Raw genomic sequence first — 16,826 nt, forward strand, 5'->3', positions numbered from 1 at the left:
TAGATGATTACTATAGTAGATCAAGCAGCTTTAAATACGGATTCTAGGGACGCGATATCGAGCTTGCTCATGGACATCATCGCCTGCATTGCGCGTTTGGCGGCTGCTCGATCGGGATCCGAAATCATCTTGAGCAAGACCTTTGGCACAATCTGCCAGGAGAGGCCGAACCGATCCTTCAGCCAGCCACAGATTTCGCTCTCCGGATGAGCCGACAAGGCACTCCACAGGCGGTCGACCTCGGCCTGATCCTCACACAGGACTTGCAGCGAAAGCGCTTCCGTGAATTTGAACTGCGGACCACCGTTCAAAATGGTGAAGCTCCGCCCAGCAAGGATGAGCTCGATCATCAAGATCTCGCCTTCCTTGTTCCCAGGATTGTCCGCAGGCGAGCGGGTGACGGCAACAATGCGGCTATCGGGCACGATCGAGATATAGAAAGCCGCCATCTCCTCAGCGTTGCCGTCAGCCCAAAGGCAAGGCGTAATCTTATCCATCGCCTGCCCCTACTTCGCCATCGCTTTGGCTGCCGCTTCCATGTCCATGAACATGATTTCAAAAACGTGGCCGTCCGGATCTTCGATCGAACGGCTCATCATAAAACCGTAATCCTGCGGTGGATTGGGATCGGCGCGACCGCCGCTGGCCTTTGCCTTTTCGGCGATATCGTTCACGGCTTCCCTGCTATCGGCCGACAGGCACACAAGGACTTCACTGCCTGTTTTGGCATCGATGATCTCCTTGTTCGTGAACTGCCGATATTTTGGGTGGGTCAGCAGCATCACGTGAATCTTGTCTGACAGAACGATGCAGGCAGCTGTTTCGTCGCTGAACTGCGGGTTCACGCGCCCGCCAACACCTTCGTAAAAGGCGATTGCCTTCTTGAGGTCGAGTACGGGAAAATTGATGAAAACCTGATCGTACATTGAGCTCCTCCTCCGAAGCGCTTGCTGACGTCGATGCTCCTCGCCGCCTAAGGCGCCGGCTCTGCGGATAACTGCAGAAGCAATATTTACAGGCTCTCATGGTTTGTTATTATTAGCAACTATGAAGTTACAAAAAATAACCAAAAACTCTCAAGCTCTTGGTTTGCGTGATCGCTGGTACAAGGATGCCTGCGCCGCGGCACATACGCTGGACCTGCTTGGGGAGCGCTGGTCGCTGCTTGTGGTGCGAGAACTCATGTTCGGGCCGAAAAGGTTTTCCGATCTTCGCGCCTGCCTCCCCGGCATCAGTGCCAATATCCTCACGCAGCGCCTGGAAGGACTGGAAGCTTCGGGCATCCTCATTCAGAGGACGTTGCCAGCCCCAGCCAAGGTCAAGGTCTACGAGCTCACCGAATGGGGATACGAGGCCGAGCCGATATTTCAGGCATTGGGCAATTTCGGCGCCCGCTCCCCACTGCATGATCCGACGCTGCCCTTTTCCGCATCTTCTCTTTGCCTGTCTTTGCGCACTATGTTCGACGCCTCGCAGGCACAGGGCTTTGATCATGATTTTGCGCTTATTCTCCCAGTTGAACGATTTGTCGGCCACTTCAGCGCTGAGGGGCTGACGATTTCGCGCTCCGAAGCGACAGATTTTTCATTTGCTTTGCAGGGAGAGCCACCCGCGATTGCCGCCGTTATTTACGGCGGCCAACCGCTTGATGCGGCCGAAAAAGACGGGCTGGTGACCGTTGCTGGAGATCGAGCGCTTGCCCAATGCTTCGTCACACTCTTTCCCTTGCCGCAAAAGGCTGGTCAAAGAGCTTGACTTTCCGCTTTGCGGGGCTCAAGGGCGCTGCTATATGGCGCGCATGAGCACCAATTCAACGACGCCCCTTTCCCATATCCGCAACTTCTCGATCGTGGCCCACATCGACCACGGCAAATCGACCCTGGCTGACCGCCTCATTCAAACGACAGGCGGATTGGCCGAGCGTGAAATGAGCGAACAGGTGCTCGACAATATGGAGATTGAGCGTGAGCGCGGGATCACCATCAAGGCCCAGACGGTACGTTTGCATTATAAGGCAAATGACGGCGAGACCTATGTCCTCAACCTGATCGACACGCCCGGGCATGTCGACTTCGCCTATGAAGTGTCACGCTCGCTGTCAGCCTGCGAAGGCTCACTTCTGGTGGTCGATGCCTCTCAGGGCGTCGAAGCGCAGACCCTTGCCAACGTCTATCAGGCGATCGACAACAATCACGAGCTTGTCACGGTCCTCAACAAGATCGACCTTCCGGCCGCCGAGCCCGACCGAATCAAGGAACAGATCGAGGAGGTGATCGGCATCGACGCGTCAGATGCCGTCCTGATTTCAGCCAAGACCGGCCTTGGCATTCCCGATGTGCTGGAAGCGATCGTCAAGCGATTGCCCGCGCCGAAAAGCGCCGGAGGCGAAAAGGCACCGTTGAAGGCACTTCTCGTCGACAGCTGGTACGATACCTATCTCGGCGTCATGGTTCTGGTGCGCGTCATCGACGGCACGCTCGAAAAGGGCCAGCAGATCCGCATGATGGGGACCGGTGCGAAGTACCAGGTCGAACGGATCGGTGTGTTGACACCGAAGATGGTCAATGTCGACAGTTTGGGCCCCGGCGAAATCGGCTTTATCACCGCGTCGATCAAAGAAGTGGCCGATACGCGTGTCGGCGATACGATTACGGATGATCGCAAGCCGACGGCGGAGGCCTTGCCCGGTTTCAAACCCGCGCAGCCGGTCGTCTTCTGCGGTCTGTTTCCAGTCGATGCCGCCGACTTTGAAGAGCTGCGCGCCGCCATGGGCAAGCTGCGCCTCAACGACGCGTCCTTCTCCTTCGAGATGGAAAGCTCTGCGGCACTGGGCTTCGGCTTCCGCTGCGGCTTCCTCGGCCTGTTGCACCTGGAAATCATCCAGGAGCGGTTGTCACGCGAATTCGACCTCGACCTCATCGCAACAGCGCCTTCGGTCGTTTACCAGATCACCATGACGGACGGAACGGAGCGCGAGCTGCACAATCCGGCCGACATGCCTGACGTCGTGAAGATCGAAGAATTCCGCGAACCCTGGATCAAGGCCACCATCCTGACGCCGGACGAATATCTCGGGGGCATCCTGAAGCTTTGCCAGGACCGGCGCGGCATCCAGACCGAACTGACCTATGTCGGCTCGCGTGCCATGCTGAGCTACGAGCTACCGCTCAACGAAGTCGTGTTCGATTTCTATGACCGTCTGAAGTCGATTTCCAAAGGCTATGCCTCCTTCGACTACAATCTGGCGGATTACCGCGCCGGCGATCTCGTCAAGCTGTCGATCCTCGTCAATGCCGAACCGGTCGACGCGCTTTCGATGCTGGTTCACCGCTCGGCAGCGGACAGACGCGGCCGGACGATGTGCGAAAAGCTAAAAGACCTGATCCCGCCGCACATGTTCCAGATCCCGATTCAGGCGGCGATCGGCGGCAAGGTGATTGCCCGAGAAACGGTGCGTGCTTTGCGTAAAGACGTCACAGCGAAATGCTATGGCGGCGACGCGACGCGCAAGCGCAAGCTTCTGGAAAAGCAGAAGGAAGGCAAAAAGCGCATGCGCCAGTTCGGCAAAGTCGAAATTCCGCAGGAAGCATTCATTGCCGCGCTCAAGATGGGCGACGAATAGACCGCTTCTACTGGGGTAAGACGTTCAGAAGGCGCGAGCAGGCTTCGCGCCTTTTTCTTTAGCGTGTCGCGCGGTCCGTCAGGCTTTCTATGGCAGGGCCTGATACTCCTTCACCAGTGGCTCGAAAGCCTCCATCGGCGGAAATTCGGGATAGCTGTGTTGAGCGCCGGTTTCTGCGAAAGGCAGTTTCGTGCTGGTGTAGGTCTCGACGAAGGGGCTGAACCAACCGACCTCCTCCAACATTGTCGGCCTGATGTTGACGAACGAGTCCATGCCGTCCATCCGGGTGAATAACCAGCTCATGCAGGACGGGCAAAAATAATGCTTGAGATCGGCACGCAGGCCGCCGAGCACCGGCTCGCCCTCCGTGACCGAGAAACCTTCGGACGGAATTGCAGCGCTCAGCGAATAAGCGCTGGAAGACATGCGCTGGCAGCCCTTGCAATGGCAGGCCATGGTGACGAGAGGCTGCGCATCGACCTTGAACTTGATCTGGCCACAGCGACAACTGCCATTTGCCGGAAGTTTCAACTTGCTCATCCTCCTGCCTCCCTCATTCTTATCGGCATCTGCGTTGCCTGCTCATGTTGCTTGACAAGCCGAACCCAAGCCCGCGCAAGAGCCAGTCCGGCGGCCTCCGCATTGGGTGCATTTTCCGCAGCAATACGATCGTAGTCGGCAAGCCAGCCGGGCGCCAGCCGCTCGATCGTCGGTGCGGATTCGCCTTTCCAAACCTCGATGACGTCCGAATTTGCCTCGAAATGAAATTGCGTGCCGTAGGCCAAACTGCCGACACGAAAGGCTTGATTGGCAACGGCGCCGTTCTTGGCGAGACGGATCGCGCCTTCAGGCAGAGAAAAGGTGTCGGAATGCCACTGGAAGATGGTGAAACTGCCGGCCACGGCAGAAAGAACAGGATCGTCCTTTCCTTCGTCTGTCAGTTCGATCTCGTGCCACCCGAATTCGAGCGTCGCGCCGAGCTTGTTTTCCGCGCCATAGGCCCGCGCAAGGATCTGGCTTCCAAGGCAGATGCCAAGCACTGGACGTCCAGCCTCACCATACTGGCGCAAGAGGCGAACGAGCTCAGGCAAGTAAGGATGCACATCATCATCGACCGCGCTTTGCTCTCCGCCCATAACGAGAAGAGCGCTGTAGGCACTATCGAAGCGGGGTAGAACACCGTCCTTCCAAGGCCGATACCAGTTAAGAAGCGCGCCCGCTTCGTTCAGCGCTTCGCCCAAAGCGCCGAGCTGCGTGTTGATCATATTTTCAATGATGGCAACGCGCATGATGCCTCCTGTGTCTGTCCAGCTAGAGCGGATGCGTCTTGAGGCTCCAAATGACCATGATGCATCAAAGCTGGCAAGAGCAGGCGCGACGGTTGATGGTATTTCCAGCTTGCGTCTACGTCCGCAAATCGTCCTAAATTGCTCTATTGAAGACAAGAACGCAGAGAATCGGCGTGTTCTTTTGCAGAACTGGACTGGAGAGGGCAATGACCCGGAAACCTCGCATCGCGATCTTATACTGCACGCAGTGCAACTGGCTGCTACGCGCCGCCTGGATGGCGCAGGAACTGCTCAGTACCTTTTCCGATTCGCTCGGCGAAGTGGCCTTGCTGCCGGGAACAGGCGGAAATTTCGAGATCCGTGTTGACGATCACCTGGTATGGGAACGCAAACGTGACGGCGGCTTTCCCGGGCCGAAGGAGCTCAAGCAGCGGATACGTGATGTGATCGAGCCGGGGCGCGATCTCGGTCACATCGATCGCGCCTCGCCGGAAAGCTGATCATTTATAGGGCGAATTGCAGGTCTTGTAGACGCCCTCATAGCTGATGAAGCGGTCCGTCTGTGGATTATAGCTGCGGTACTGGTTGCGACACCATTGCACGTGATCGCTCGACCGCGCCTTGGTCTGATCCGGCAGGATACGCCGAACCGGCGGCGGATTGTTGTAGAGTGGCGCGGGCCCCGCTGCACGCGGCCGGTAATAATTTTCCGGTGCGCCGGGCGGGCGATAGTTGGGCTGCTGGTAGGCGGGGCGGAAGGACTGGACAGGTCCGAAGGTAAAGCAGCCGCGATAGTCGCATTTCGTCTGCACGTCGATCACAGGCAGTGATGGGGAGCGAGGCGCATCCACCGATTTTACCATAGGGAAGGCAAGCGCTGCCCCGCTTCCTCCCGGCAAAGCCAAAGATCCCATTAAAGACAAAGACAAAGCGCCGGCGAATCGAAGCATATGCATAAGCCCATCCTTTCGTCTTTTCTTATATAGGCCGAAAGCTTCTCTCGCCCATGCCTTTCATCGAAGCGTGCGCTTTGCGGCGCTCCTGCGGCCTTTTTGAAGGGCCGTCAGGAAAACTTCAAAAAACCAGTTGACAGCAACCGACCCTCCCCTTACACGGCACCTCGTCGCCCAGATGGCGGAATTGGTAGACGCGCAGGTTTCAGGTACCTGTGCCGCGAGGCGTGGAGGTTCGAGTCCTCTTCTGGGCACCATTCCCTTTATGAAGGATCAGTGAGACGGTAGACGAGCGTATAGCTCATCGGCCAGGCGCTGCTTCGCATTCAGCCCTTTACCTGAAAACGCTATGTAATGTGTTTCAGCACGGCCCAATGCCCGTCAGCGGACCGGCTGATAGTGTCCCTTCAATGGCACCTGATCGCCGACTGACTCGACGCCGTCACGCTCACAGACATAAACCAGTTCGGGAATGCCACTTGGCCGGAAGGTGCGGGTTTCAAGACGCCGCACTTCTCGCGTCTCGGTACGGCAGGCATATTGGTCTTCGTCTTTCTTGGTGCCTTGCGCCGTGACGCCCGGCAGATCGGCGAAGGGGTACGGCGACTTCGAATCATCCTTCCCCGCGTTTTTCCAATCGGTAGACAGCGCGGCAGAATGCGCCGCCAGAAGCGTCGCGAATGCCAGAAAAACCGTCGGAGACCGTAACATTGCCTTGCCTCTCGCCGCGTTCACATCCTTCGCTGGCGTAGTCCATAACTTAGGTGGCACATCCGGCAGGATCAAGGCATCTGGGATCGCCCAGGGCCCTGAAGATTTGGCCTCACCGTCCGCCTCACCGCCGGCGGACAAAACCGCGCACGGTGGGATGAGCCGCCATACCGGCCAAAACAGCCAAGACCGCGCCTAGCCCGAAGCCGCCGAAAAAGCCGCCGATAACGCCGGCCACCAGGAGGCTTGTCTTACCCGGTCCATTCGCTTTCACGGGCGGTTCGGCCTGTGACAAGACCCTGATATTGTTGCTGACAAGGTTGCGCTCTTCGCTGGTCTGGCCAGAGCGCTTCAGCACGGTCTCGTAGAGATCGCGAGCGGCGGCGGCTTTGCGTTGCAACTCGTTGAGTTCGACCTGCTTGTCCGATGTCGTTGCCTGCAACGACTTCTGAACCGCAAGCTGTTTCGCGATGGCGTCTTCGGCCTTTTTGGCCTGATCGTAATCTGCTTTGGTGGCATTGACGAGGCGCTGGATCTCGTCTCGGATCTGCCCGCCGATGCTGTCGAGCGACGAGCGCGCTGCCAAGAGGCGCGGATGACGCGCACCGAGCTGGCTTTGCAGACTGCTGACGGTGGCAGCCTGCGTCGCATATTGCTGGCGCAGGCTGGACAAGGCGTTGGTGGTCTGCGCGCCGTCCTGGTTGGCCGGACTTCCCGAGACCACGCTTTCAAAATTGAGATGCGAGGCTGCGTCCGCCTTGGCTTTGGCCTGGATGGTGCGCTCTTGAGCCGTGACCAGCAGGTTGTTGAGCGAGGCAAGCCGCTGGTCGGAGATCAAGCCTTCGGACGTTGCCGCCATGTCGTTTTCGGCGCGGTAGTTTTCGACGGCTTGCTCGGCCTCTTGGACCTTGGCGCGCAGATCGTTCAAGCGATTGTCGAGCGTTGCCGTTGTGCTGTCGTAAAGACCGCCGGAGGCGTCGGCCTCCTCAGCCATGAAGGCCTTGATCACCTCATTGGCAAGCTGCGCAGACTTTTGCGCATCCTTCGTGGTGGCGGTAAGCGAGACAACATAGGTGAAGCCTTCGCGGGTAACAGTCAGCGCCTTCTTCACATTCGTCAATACAGCCGCGCCGTCCGTACGCCCGGCATTAAATTCCGGGTCCTGATCGAGGTTCAAGGCTTTTGCGACACGGGTCAGCACATTGCCCGAGGTGAGGATTTGCACCTTGCTGTCGATCGTTGCCGAGATCATATCGGCGGGCGGCGTCGAATTTTGCGCACTTGGATCGGCAAGTCCGATCTGGCGTGGGTCGAAGTAGAGGCTGGCATTGGCCGTGAATTTCTGCGGCAACCTCGGCAGAATAAAGCCTCCGGCGAGAGCGCCGGCAACCGCCAGAACGAGAACGAGAAGACGGCGGTCCCATACCGATTGCGCGCCGGACCGTAGATCCAGCAAGGGCGTCGGCGCCGGAAGTGGCTGTGAGGCTGGAGGCGGCACTTGTGGTGGTGGTGTCGGCGGCGGCGGTGCGGCTGCTTCGACTTTTTCGGCGGGCACAGCCGTGCTTGTTGAAAGATAGTCCCTCTCCAGACGGCGCTTGCGCTCCAGGTCGGCCTGCGCCTTGGCGATCTCCTCGGCTTCATTGCGGTAGCGCGCGCCATAATCGGCTGGACGCAAGACAGGGCTACGCGGCGCAGGCTCGGCAGAAGCCGATTGCTGCGCATGACGCTGCGACGGCATTGGCTGCCGGTCGTCCCTCATCTTGTCGAATTCGCTCATACGGTACTCGTTGACCCCGTGAGCGGGGTTTGTCAAAGTTTAAGCAAGTCTTAGCTAAGGGATCGTTAAGCAGATAGCGGCTAAATTGAGATCAACCCCACGCTGGATGCACGCATTATGAAGAGACAATCGACGTATTGGCGCGCTGCGGCTTGGCGGGCTCTTGTTCTGGCCAGCGCCATCAGCCTGTCTCTTGCAGAGGTTGCAAACGCCGCAGGCCCTTGCCTTCGCGGCATCAATCTTTCGGGCGCCGAATTCGGCGATGCCGGAGGAACCTACGGCAAGAACTACATATATCCGAGCGAAGAGAATATCCGCTATTTCTCGGGCAAGGGCATGAACACCATCCGTCTGCCCTTCCGCTGGCAGCGCCTGCAGCCAGAGCTCGGCAAGCCATTGTCCGACGAAGAACTGACCCACATCAAAGACACGGTGGTGCTGGCGGAAAAATACCATATGGCTATCGTGCTAGACCCACACGACGGCGCCTATTACGGGAAGAGCCGGATCGGTACGGCTGACGTCAGTGAGGCGCAGTTCGCAGAATTTTGGGCGCGGCTGGCGGCGGAATTTTCAGGCGACCCGCACGTAATTTTCGGACTGATGAACGAGCCATACGATATTGCGGCAGAGGATTGGCTGAAGGCAGCCAATCTTGCCATCCGCGCCATCCGCGCTGGCGGGGCCGAAAACATCATTCTTGTGCCCGGCACCTACTGGACCGGCGCTCATTCCTGGATGAGCGATGGCCCGCTCGGCCAAAATGCCGCAACTCTTTTGAAGGTAAGAGACCCGAAGAACAACCTTGCCTACGAGGTGCATCAATATTTTGACGCCGACTTTTCCGGCACGCATGCGGAATGTTCCGGTGGACAAAAAGCACGTCAGGCTATTACCGATGTCGGCGATTGGGCGAGAAAGAACAACCGAAAGCTTTTTCTCGGCGAGTTCGGCGTTCCACAGGACACCGCCTGTATCGCAGACCTGAAAGCCTTGCTGGAAACGATCGCTAAGAACGGCGATGTCTGGCTCGGCTGGACTTATTGGGTTGCGGGCGAGTGGTGGCCGGAAACCGAACCGCTGAATGTGCAGCCGCAAAAGGGACGAGACCGCCAGCAGATGGCAACCCTTTCGGCCGCCGCACGCAAGGACGTTGCAAAAGATGCGGCCTGCAAAGCTCTGACCAGATAGGCGCGGCAACCGTGGACGACAAATTGCTCGAGAAGGAGAAGATCGACTGGAGCATTCTTGCCGTCGGCGTGCTCGGCGTGACCTATAATGCGATCCTTGCCTTCATCAATCACAATATCATGCCGCTCGGCCCATCGATCGTGGTGCTGAGCGAAATCCTGATCCTGACCTACAGCATCGGCTATATCCTCTACAAAGGCATCTACGAAGAAGATCTCATTCCGCTCGGGTATCTGCTCGCCACCATTGCCCTCACAGTGTACGTCATCGTTGTCAACCGCTCTGTCTATATCGATCATCTGCGCAATGTGATGATCATCTTCTCCTTCACGGTTCTCGGACGCTGGTGCAACGAGCGGACGCTGAAGCTGGTTTTCAGGACCTGCACGCTGGCCGTCCTGATCATGCTTCTAATCGAAATCTTTTCGGTGAAGACTTACGTCTCCCTGGTTCACCCTGCGGAATATTTCCTCAATACGCGCGGCGTCCCTCCCGCCACCTACAGCGACCTCGGTCTTTTTCGCGGTGCGCTCGGCTTTCCCGGCCGCTTTTCGTTCGGCATCATCGACCACCGTTCCTCCTCGATCTTTCTCGAGCAGGTGTCGAACGCCAATTATGCGGGCGTAATGACCATTTATCTCGTCGGTTTCATCAACCGGCTCAACGTCTTCGACAAGCTCTTGTGCCTTAGCACCGCGATCCTCATTCTGATCACCAATGACGCACGCACCATGCTGATCTTTTCGCTCCTCAGCATCGTCGGCTATTTCATCTATCCCTTTATTCCGAAGGTTCTCGATATCTTCATGATGCCGGGCATCGTGGCCGTCGGCTTTATCATCCACTCCTTCCGGCCGGATGCGCATGAGGACGATTTCGTCGGGCGCATCAGCGGAACTGTGCGCAACATCATCGACATGGACCTGCAGGCAACACTCGGCCTCGAACTCGACAAGGCGACGGTGTACGTCGATAGCGGCTACGTCTACATCACCTACGGCGCGACGATTTTCGGCCTTATCTTGTTCTGGCTCTTCATCTCGCTTTATCCGGGTGGGAAGACAGCGAACCAGAAGCGCCTCGGACATGCCGTTTGCCTTTTCATGTTCCTTAACCTGATGATCGGAGCGACCTCGATCTTCTCGATGAAGACCGCAGGACTGGTGTGGTTGTTGATCAATTTCCTGAAATTCAATGAGGGGCGGCAGGAAATCGATCCTATGTCGCAGCAGGCTCCCCTCAAGACGGCCTGAGGTTGATACCGCCGGTCCTGACAATCACCGAGATACAATCAACAAGCGCAAAACGCTTCAGCATTGCTAAGCAGTGGAAAAAGCCCAATGATCGGCTCGACCGTATCGAATCGTATTGAGGAAACGTCATGGCCGGAGAGACGCCTGTCGATCGTATGGAATTGCCACGTCCGGATGTTACGGCCGACGAGGCCGCGCACATCCTCGCCGAGCACTATCATCTTTCCGGCACCCTTTCCGAACTGGGAAGCCAGCAAGACCGAAATTACCAGCTGACAAGCGATAGCGGCCGCTATGTGCTGAAAATCTGCCATGCCGCCTATGAGACACAAGAGTTGGAAGCTCAGATCGCGGCGCTCGCGCATCTTCGCGCCATCGACGGCGCTCCGCGCGTGCCCTCGGTCGTGCCGACCGCGGATGGGCAGGAGATTGTCGATGTTCTCGTCCGCGATCAGACCTACAAAGTAAGGCTGCTTGGCTATCTGGAGGGCGAGAGCCTGAAAGATGCGCAGCGTCTGCCTCAGGCCGCCATCTCGGCCCTGGGCGCGCTTTGCGCAAGACTTGCCCTTGCCTTGTCCGACTTCAATCATCCCGGCCTCGACCGAAATCTGCAATGGGATTTGCGACGCGCTGGGCCAGTGGCCGTTCAGCTTCTCTCGGCCATTACCGACGGCGCTGCGCGCGACCGCATCGCAAAGGCCATGGTTGCGGCGGTAAGGCGCATTCAGCCGCTCGCACCTCACCTTCGCGTGCAGGCTGTCCATCATGATGTCACCGCCGACAATGTGGTCGGCAAGGTCAATGAGGCGGGTCTTTTGATCCCTGATGGCGTCATCGACTTCGGCGATATTATCAGCGGCTGGCGAGCCGGCGATCTTGCCGTCACCTGCGCGGCCCTCTTGCACCAGACGGGCGGCAATCCATTCGATATGCTGCCGGCGATCGCCGCCTATCACGCCATCTATCCTCTCGAGGAAGTCGAAGCCAAAGCCCTCTGGCCATTGATCGTGGCGCGGGCCGTCATTCTCGTCGCAAGCAGCGAGCAGCAGCTTGCGGTCGATCCGCAGAACGATTACGTGCTCGGCAACCTCGCCGCCGAACGACAAATCTTCGATGTCGCGACGGGAATGTCCTTCGACCTTATGGAAGCCGCGATCCTGCAGGCAACAGGCTTTGCGCCCGCTGCCCCTGATACCAGCAGCTGGTCGGCAATCTTTCCGAACCTGCAGAACGAGATCGCCTTTCTCGACCTCAGTATCGACGGTCCGCATTTCGTGGACGGCAACTGGCGCGAACCCGATTTCGACTGGCGGCTCTTGGCGCGCACGGCGTCCGAAACCGGTGCTGCCGCAACCCGCTATGGGGAGTATCGCCTGTCACGGGCCGCTCCGCTCAGCGCCGGCGAACCAGCGAGTTTTGCCCTGCATTCAGACCTTTGCTTGCCAGCCCGCACCTCCATTGCCGCCCCTTTTGCCGGCCGTATTTCGTGGAACAACCAGCACCTGATCCTGAACGGCGATATGCTGAGCCTGCATCTTGATGGCATCGAGACGGACCTTGAAGGCGAGGCTGTCGTCGAAGCCGGTCAGCTGCTCGGGGCCGTCAGCGGTGAAGAGGGCGCGCTGGGCGGACTTCGCCTGCAGCTCTGCCAGCCCGATCTGGCCGATCCACCTCTTTTTGCGACTTCACGCGAGGCTGGGGCCTGGACCATCTTATGTCCGTCCATGAAGCATCTGCTTGGCGCATCTGCCGAAGCGCAACAGCCTGATGACGCACAATCTCTCGCTCTTCGGCAAGCCCATTTTGCGGCTCCACAAAAGCATTATTATGCGACACCACCCCAGATCGAGCGCGGCTGGCGCGAATATCTTTTCGATGTAAAGGGCCGCGCCTATCTCGACATGGTCAACAATGTCACCATCCTCGGGCATGGACATCCCTACATTGCCGAGGTTGCCGCGGCGCAATGGCAAAAGCTCAACACCAACTCCCGTTTTCATTACGGTCTCGTTGCCGAATTCAGTGCGCGGCTTGCATCGCTTGCCCCTGAAGGTCTCGATACAGTCTTTCTGGTCAATAGCGGATCTGAGGCAAACGACCTCGCCTTGCGTCTTGCCTGGGCCCATACTGGCGCACGAAACATGCTGTGCCTGCTGGAAGCCTATCACGGCTGGTCTGTGGCCAGCGATGCCATTTCGACCTCGATTGCGGACAATCCGCGCGCATTGGAGACGCGGCCGGCATGGGTTCATGCCATCGCCTGCCCCAATACCTATCGCGGCGAATTCAGAGGTGAAAATGCAGCAGAAGCCTATCTTCAGGCAGCGCGCAGCAAGCTTGACCTGATCGAACTTAGCGGAGCGGGGCTCGCCGGCTTTATTTGCGAAGCGGTCTACGGCAGCGCTGGCGGTCTTCGCCTTCCGGCAGGCTATCTTGCCGGCATCTATCAAGAAGTTCGCGCGCGCGGTGGGCTTTGCATCGCCGATGAGGTGCAGGTCGGATACGGCCGGCTTGGCGATCATTTCTGGGGGTTCGAAGAACAGGGCGTGAGGCCTGATATCATTACCTTGGCAAAGTGCATGGGCAACGGACATCCGCTCGGTGCCGTGATCACAACCAAAGAGATCGCCGCCTCGCTGGAACGAGAAGGCTATTTCTTTTCGTCGTCCGGAGGCAGCCCTGTCAGCTGCGCTGTCGGGATGGCCGTTCTTGATGTCATGCAGGCCGACAACCTTCAGGAAAATGCCCGGCAGATCGGGGCGCACCTGAGGTCGCGTCTGGAGGCGCTTGCCGAGAAGCATCCTCTGCTTGGCGCGGTCCACGGCATGGGGCTTTACCTCGGTGCCGAATTTGTGCGTGACGCCGAAACGCTTGAACCGGCAACGCATGAAACCGCACTGATATGCGAGCGGCTCCTGGAACTTGGTGTCATCATGCAACCGACAGGCGATCATTTGAACATTCTGAAGATCAAGCCGCCGCTTTGCATCTCACGTGACAGCGCCGACTTCTTTATCGATATGCTGGACATGACACTCCTAGAACTCGCTTAGAACTCGGTCGCTGACACAGCAGGCCATGAAACGGTCGTCGCGGCTGAGACGGCTGCGGCCATTAACCATTTTGTTCATTTTGCGAGATGACCGTTTTTTAATAAAAGTCCCATTGCCGGAATCAGAGCAACTTCCTATCTCTCGTCCGCAGTCGAAACGGTGATCACTGTCATCGAGCTTGCACAGAAGACGCGTAAAGTTTCTTCAGTGGAACGAGAAGAAAGTGGAATGATATTTTTCGGATCGTCGCCATTTTGACATTTTTCGGAATATATTTCCGGTTCACTACCGAATATATTCTACCAGCAGTGTAGAGATCGGTAGCGCGTCGGCAGGAATGCCGACAAGTGCAACGCCAACCGCAAGGAGCAAGACATGACTGAATTTGCCGTGCTCAAAAGCGTCATCGGGCGGTTTGCACTTTGCAATGACCGTCCGGGCGCCACCTCCCGCCCGAGCTGTCGAATGTGACCTTCGTCCCCCGTTAAACGGTCCAGACAAGTCAGTTCGTCATTCGCTGGTGCTTACCGCACCGCAGGAGTACTACGCATGAAAAAAGAAGTAATTGAATATGCAGGCGTGCCCGTCGGCATCGTGGTCCCTCACGAGGACAGGTTGAAGTTCATTGCTGTGAAATTTCACGTCCATGACCTGGACGAGCAGCAGTTCAACTCTCCGGCGGAGGTCAAGCATGCCATCCATGATTTGATGACGCGTCGCGCGCCCCGACCCATTCACGCCTGAGGCGAAAGCGATCTCACATCACCATTTCGCCAGCCGCATTCGGGCACTGCGCTGAAAGTCAGTGACAATTTTTGCAGAGCCCGCTGCGCTGACGTGAATAAAAATTTCATAATATTGATATCGCGCCCGAATGGACCATTCGGGCGCGATGTGTTTATGGCAGCACCTCGCCAATGCTTTGGTGTGTCAGCTCCCTTCTCATGCGCTTGCCGTTGTCCCGAAATTGCGCGAAGGATAGGCCCGACTTCACCGCCATCGGCTTCTGCGAGGAAAAGACATGCTCAATCTTCTCACCGATATCGAAGGGGTCCGTGTCGGGCATGCAACCGACCTCAAGCTTGGTTCCGGTGTAACTGCCATCGTTTTTGATAGTCCGGCGAAAGCCTCCGGGCTTGTCCTTGGCGGAGCACCGGGCGGACGTGATACGGCGCTTTTAGATCCCTCAATGACGGTTGGCGAGGTTGATGCCTTCGTATTATCGGGTGGCTCGGCCTTCGGGCTAGATGCGGCCGGGGGCATGCAGGCCGGCCTGCGGGAGGACGGCCGCGGCTTTCTGGTCGGCGACAAGCGTGTGCCCATCGTGCCGCAGGCGATTTTAATGGACCTGTTGAATGGCGGCGATAAGGAATGGGGACGCTACTCTCCTTATACCGAGCTAGGTTACGCCGCCTATAGGGCGGCCGAAAAGGGCGCTTTTGCGCTGGGCAGCGTCGGTGCAGGCACCGGCGCGACCACAGCATCGGTGAAGGGCGGCTTGGGTTCGGCCAGCGCACGCACGGCGGAAGGCCACCGCGTTGGCGCCATCGTCGCCGTCAACGCGCTCGGCTCGCCGCTCATCGGTGAGGGGCCGCACTTCTGGGCGGCGCCTTATGAACGGGACAAGGAATATGGCGGCCTCGGCCTGCCCGCGCAGTTTGATGCCTCGCATATTGCGATGCGCCTGAAGGGCTTCAAGATCACCGCGACCACGATCGGCCTCGTTGTCACAGACGCGGTTCTGACCAAAGCCGAAGCCCATCGTCTTGCGATCATGGGACATGACGGGCTGGCGCGTGCCCTACTGCCGGCGCATCTTCCGTTTGACGGCGATACCGTATTTTCGGCCTCGACCGGCCACAAGCCGGTTCAGGATGTCGGCACGCTGATGGAGTTGTGCCACCTTGCCACTATCGTCATGGCGAGGGCGGTCGCGAAAGGCGTTTATCACGCCAACGCCCTCCCCTATGACGGGGCGCAGCCCGCCTGGTCGGATCGCTTCGGTCAGCCGGCTTAACGAACAGAAACACTGCCCATGTCGATGCAACTCAAAGCCCTTCTTTATTTTGATGAACTGGTTCGCACCAAATCCATGCGTCAGGCGGCCGAGAACCTTAACGTCGCCCCGACCGCGATCAGCCGTCAGATCGAAAATCTGGAAGAGCATTTCGGCGCACCGCTGGTCGAGCGAAGCACGAGAGGCGTCACGCTGACGGCTGCAGGAGAGTTGCTGGCGAGCCAGGCCGGACGGACCTTGCGTGAGCTCGATTATGTGGAACGGCTCATCGAAGATCTCAAAGACCTTGAACGCGGCCGCGTCAACATCTATGCGAGCGGCGCGAGCGTTGCCTACCTGCTCGGTCCAGCCTTGGCCGCCTTCAGCCTGCAATATCCGAAGCTCCGGTTCGAGGTGACGATCGGCAGTGCGCCTCAGGCCGTGGAGGCTGTGCGCGATGCTTTTGCGGATATGGCCATCACCTTGTTTACGCCGCCAGCGCCCGATCTCGACATTCGCCTTCATGCCGAGGTGCGCTATGACCTTATTGTCGGCGCCGCTCATCCGCTGGCCTGCAAGAAGCAGGTCAGCCTTGACGATGTATTGCACGTTTCGCTGGCTCTGCCGGACGGCTCTTTCGGCTTCCGCCAAAGCTTCGATGCACTGTTGCGCAAGGAGAGGGCGAGCGTTGATCCGCTCTTCGTGACAAGCTCCTTGGAAATGCTGCGTGAGCTGATGCTGCAAGGGGTGGCGGCAACTTTGCTCCCAGCTCAGACCATGCTTCGCGATATTAAGGCCGGCCGGCTTGTTGCCGTCCCGCTTGAAGACAGCGCCGCAATCCGCACCCGGATCGATCTGTTGATCGCCCCGGATCGTCAGCTTTCATTCGCGGCAAAGAAACTGATCGGCTTTCTGGACGAGTTCATGCGCGAGCAAGTCGCTCGGTAACCTTCCTATCAAGGCCAGACCGCCAGGGGCTTT

Annotated in this window: 16 protein-coding genes and 1 tRNA gene; 10 read left to right on the forward strand and 7 right to left on the reverse strand. The window is 58.2% G+C overall.

Going from position 1 to position 16,826, the window contains the following annotated elements; translation table 11 throughout:
- Positions 1–20: 20 nt before the first annotated feature.
- A complete protein-coding gene (locus VQ830_RS10885; protein WP_337268116.1) occupies positions 21–497 on the reverse strand; it encodes a VOC family protein in 477 nt (158 codons plus the stop codon).
- A 9-nt stretch (positions 498–506) separates the two neighbouring features.
- Positions 507–926, reverse strand: coding sequence for a VOC family protein (locus VQ830_RS10890; RefSeq protein WP_337268117.1), 420 nt, complete (start codon positions 924–926; stop codon positions 507–509).
- 121 nt (positions 927–1,047) lie between these two features.
- On the opposite strand from VQ830_RS10890, the gene VQ830_RS10895 reads away from it, so the two are divergent.
- Together VQ830_RS10895 and lepA are read left to right on the forward strand one after the other, a co-directional pair.
- A complete protein-coding gene (locus tag VQ830_RS10895) occupies positions 1,048–1,755 on the forward strand; it encodes a winged helix-turn-helix transcriptional regulator (protein ID WP_438617672.1) in 708 nt (235 codons plus the stop codon).
- Between the two features lie 34 nt (positions 1,756–1,789).
- Entirely contained in the window at positions 1,790–3,622 is a 1,833-nt protein-coding gene (gene lepA / locus VQ830_RS10900) for a translation elongation factor 4 (protein WP_337268119.1), read from the forward strand.
- Positions 3,623–3,709: 87 nt separating this feature from the next.
- Here the strand turns inward: lepA and VQ830_RS10905 are convergent, their stop codons facing one another.
- On the reverse strand, positions 3,710–4,162 hold the full coding sequence (locus VQ830_RS10905; RefSeq protein ID WP_337268120.1) for a GFA family protein: 453 nt from the start codon (positions 4,160–4,162) through the stop codon (positions 3,710–3,712).
- Positions 4,159–4,911 carry a type 1 glutamine amidotransferase gene (locus VQ830_RS10910; protein ID WP_337268121.1) on the reverse strand — a complete coding sequence of 251 codons (753 nt, stop codon included), beginning with the start codon at positions 4,909–4,911 and terminating at the stop codon, positions 4,159–4,161. Before VQ830_RS10910 ends, VQ830_RS10905 begins: the two co-directional genes overlap by 4 nt.
- A gap of 206 nt (positions 4,912–5,117) precedes the next feature.
- On the opposite strand from VQ830_RS10910, the gene VQ830_RS10915 reads away from it, so the two are divergent.
- The gene (locus VQ830_RS10915; protein WP_337268122.1) at positions 5,118–5,411 is read left to right on the forward strand and encodes an Rdx family protein; all 294 of its coding nucleotides are present in this window, start codon (positions 5,118–5,120) and stop codon (positions 5,409–5,411) included.
- On the opposite strand, the gene VQ830_RS10920 is transcribed toward VQ830_RS10915, so the two are convergent.
- Positions 5,412–5,867, reverse strand: a complete 456-nt coding sequence (locus VQ830_RS10920; RefSeq protein ID WP_438617676.1) for a BA14K family protein — start codon at positions 5,865–5,867, stop codon at positions 5,412–5,414.
- A 169-nt stretch (positions 5,868–6,036) separates the two neighbouring features.
- Between VQ830_RS10920 and VQ830_RS10925 the strand changes: the two genes are divergently transcribed.
- A tRNA-Leu gene (locus tag VQ830_RS10925) sits at positions 6,037–6,121 on the forward strand.
- 124 nt (positions 6,122–6,245) lie between these two features.
- On the opposite strand, the gene VQ830_RS10930 is transcribed toward VQ830_RS10925, so the two are convergent.
- Positions 6,246–6,575, reverse strand: coding sequence for a hypothetical protein (locus tag VQ830_RS10930; RefSeq protein ID WP_337268123.1), 330 nt, complete (start codon positions 6,573–6,575; stop codon positions 6,246–6,248).
- Between the two features lie 124 nt (positions 6,576–6,699).
- A complete protein-coding gene (locus VQ830_RS10935; protein ID WP_337268124.1) occupies positions 6,700–8,352 on the reverse strand; it encodes a GumC family protein in 1,653 nt (550 codons plus the stop codon).
- A 117-nt stretch (positions 8,353–8,469) separates the two neighbouring features.
- On the opposite strand from VQ830_RS10935, the gene VQ830_RS10940 reads away from it, so the two are divergent.
- The 6 genes from VQ830_RS10940 (at position 8,470) to VQ830_RS10965 (ending at position 16,793) form a co-directional block, all read left to right on the forward strand.
- A complete protein-coding gene (locus VQ830_RS10940; RefSeq protein WP_337268125.1) occupies positions 8,470–9,543 on the forward strand; it encodes a glycoside hydrolase family 5 protein in 1,074 nt (357 codons plus the stop codon).
- Between the two features lie 11 nt (positions 9,544–9,554).
- A complete protein-coding gene (locus VQ830_RS10945) occupies positions 9,555–10,796 on the forward strand; it encodes a hypothetical protein (RefSeq protein ID WP_337268126.1) in 1,242 nt (413 codons plus the stop codon).
- A gap of 128 nt (positions 10,797–10,924) precedes the next feature.
- On the forward strand, positions 10,925–13,849 hold the full coding sequence (locus VQ830_RS10950; RefSeq protein WP_337268127.1) for an aminotransferase: 2,925 nt from the start codon (positions 10,925–10,927) through the stop codon (positions 13,847–13,849).
- A 549-nt stretch (positions 13,850–14,398) separates the two neighbouring features.
- Positions 14,399–14,593, forward strand: coding sequence for a hypothetical protein (locus tag VQ830_RS10955; protein WP_337268128.1), 195 nt, complete (start codon positions 14,399–14,401; stop codon positions 14,591–14,593).
- A gap of 277 nt (positions 14,594–14,870) precedes the next feature.
- Entirely contained in the window at positions 14,871–15,866 is a 996-nt protein-coding gene (locus VQ830_RS10960) for a P1 family peptidase (RefSeq protein ID WP_337268129.1), read from the forward strand.
- A 24-nt stretch (positions 15,867–15,890) separates the two neighbouring features.
- Positions 15,891–16,793 (forward strand): LysR family transcriptional regulator, encoded by a 903-nt coding sequence (locus tag VQ830_RS10965; protein WP_337268177.1) that lies wholly within the window; start codon positions 15,891–15,893, stop codon positions 16,791–16,793.
- The last annotated feature ends 33 nt before the right edge of the window (positions 16,794–16,826 follow it).

It is taken from the genome of Oryzifoliimicrobium ureilyticum (genome assembly GCF_037199735.1).
In the GTDB taxonomy this organism is placed as follows: Bacteria; Pseudomonadota; Alphaproteobacteria; order Rhizobiales; family Rhizobiaceae; genus Rhizobium; species Rhizobium ureilyticus.

Coding starts and splice junctions, on each gene's coding strand:
- VQ830_RS10885 (WP_337268116.1), bottom strand. CDS start 497: ATGGATAAGATTACGCCTTGCCTTTGGGCTGACGGCAACGCTGAGGAG.
- VQ830_RS10890 (WP_337268117.1), bottom strand. CDS start 926: ATGTACGATCAGGTTTTCATCAATTTTCCCGTACTCGACCTCAAGAAG.
- VQ830_RS10895 (WP_438617672.1), top strand. CDS start 1,048: ATGAAGTTACAAAAAATAACCAAAAACTCTCAAGCTCTTGGTTTGCGT.
- lepA (WP_337268119.1), top strand. CDS start 1,790: ATGGCGCGCATGAGCACCAATTCAACGACGCCCCTTTCCCATATCCGC.
- VQ830_RS10905 (WP_337268120.1), bottom strand. CDS start 4,162: ATGAGCAAGTTGAAACTTCCGGCAAATGGCAGTTGTCGCTGTGGCCAG.
- VQ830_RS10910 (WP_337268121.1), bottom strand. CDS start 4,911: ATGCGCGTTGCCATCATTGAAAATATGATCAACACGCAGCTCGGCGCT.
- VQ830_RS10915 (WP_337268122.1), top strand. CDS start 5,118: ATGACCCGGAAACCTCGCATCGCGATCTTATACTGCACGCAGTGCAAC.
- VQ830_RS10920 (WP_438617676.1), bottom strand. CDS start 5,867: ATGCATATGCTTCGATTCGCCGGCGCTTTGTCTTTGTCTTTAATGGGA.
- VQ830_RS10930 (WP_337268123.1), bottom strand. CDS start 6,575: ATGTTACGGTCTCCGACGGTTTTTCTGGCATTCGCGACGCTTCTGGCG.
- VQ830_RS10935 (WP_337268124.1), bottom strand. CDS start 8,352: ATGAGCGAATTCGACAAGATGAGGGACGACCGGCAGCCAATGCCGTCG.
- VQ830_RS10940 (WP_337268125.1), top strand. CDS start 8,470: ATGAAGAGACAATCGACGTATTGGCGCGCTGCGGCTTGGCGGGCTCTT.
- VQ830_RS10950 (WP_337268127.1), top strand. CDS start 10,925: ATGGCCGGAGAGACGCCTGTCGATCGTATGGAATTGCCACGTCCGGAT.
- VQ830_RS10955 (WP_337268128.1), top strand. CDS start 14,399: ATGAAAAAAGAAGTAATTGAATATGCAGGCGTGCCCGTCGGCATCGTG.
- VQ830_RS10960 (WP_337268129.1), top strand. CDS start 14,871: ATGCTCAATCTTCTCACCGATATCGAAGGGGTCCGTGTCGGGCATGCA.
- VQ830_RS10965 (WP_337268177.1), top strand. CDS start 15,891: ATGCAACTCAAAGCCCTTCTTTATTTTGATGAACTGGTTCGCACCAAA.